We start from the raw sequence: 875 nt of genomic DNA, 5'->3' as shown, positions 1-875 counted from the left end.
TTACAAGAAATTGGTGGAAGGCGGCATCAATCCGCGCACTCAAGACTATGGCGCAGTGCGCCGTGGCCATGCTGCCGGCAGCAGCAACAATCAGCGCAGTAGACTGGCAGACGGTTGTCGGGACGGCGGCGCTTTCCGGCGTCGTCTCACTGCTGACATCGATCGCCGGCCTGCCTGAGGTTCAGGCCGACAATTCCGAAGATAACAACTAAGAGAAGGGGGTGATCCTATATCTATGGGCATCTTTGAAGACTGCCCATTTAGGTTTACTTCCCCGCCGAACCGGAGGAAGACCGGGAACGTGCGACGTCGCATTCTCACGACGAGTAGGCCACTCGTCCATGTCTATCAATAACTGACGCTATATAAAAATCCAGCTTCGGCGCAGTTATTATGAAATCCAACAATTTCGGTGTGCAGCCGTCGGAGCAATCCGGCGGTTTTTTTTGTGCCTTAATGCAAGAATAAACCATGCAAGCATCTAGCATCTTCCGTGGCACCATTTTGGCACCAAAAATCTGAAAAACTATGTATTTTGGTGTTTTATGAAGTGTAAAAAACCGCATAAATATGCGGTTTTGTGTAAGCAAAAACATGCATGATAAATTCCGCTCATCTGCTCCATAGTCTAAAAAACCGCATAACAGTGCGGTTTTTCTTTTATGTGGCCTACTTTTGGCCTACTTTATTCATCTTTGATATCTGATCGTTCATAAACTGCTCCGAATCCGGCATCATGTGCGCATATGGGCGATCTAAATTTTTCTGGGGAGGCCTCGAAATCGAAGTGAAATAACCTGGGGTCTCGGGGCACCCCAAAAAGGTTTATCCGCCATGAAGCCGTCTGGTAAAACAGGCGGTTTTTCTTATGGAAA

General features: G+C 47.9%; 2 protein-coding genes. One reads left to right on the top strand and one right to left on the bottom strand.

What is annotated here, in order from left to right:
• On the top strand, positions 1 to 212 hold a 212-nt coding region (locus tag C1714_RS13785), incomplete at its 5' end, for a holin (protein ID WP_102343800.1).
• A gap of 473 nt (positions 213 to 685) precedes the next feature.
• On the opposite strand, the gene C1714_RS14345 is transcribed toward C1714_RS13785, so the two are convergent.
• The coding region (locus C1714_RS14345) for a hypothetical protein (RefSeq protein WP_210115369.1) at positions 686 to 875 on the bottom strand (190 nt) is incomplete at its 5' end.

Source organism: Galactobacillus timonensis, from assembly GCF_900240265.1.
GTDB lineage: Bacteria > Bacillota_I > Bacilli_A > Erysipelotrichales > Erysipelotrichaceae > Bulleidia > Bulleidia timonensis.
The sequence above is the reverse complement of the archived record's forward strand: the minus strand, read 5'-3'. Positions and strand labels throughout refer to the sequence as shown.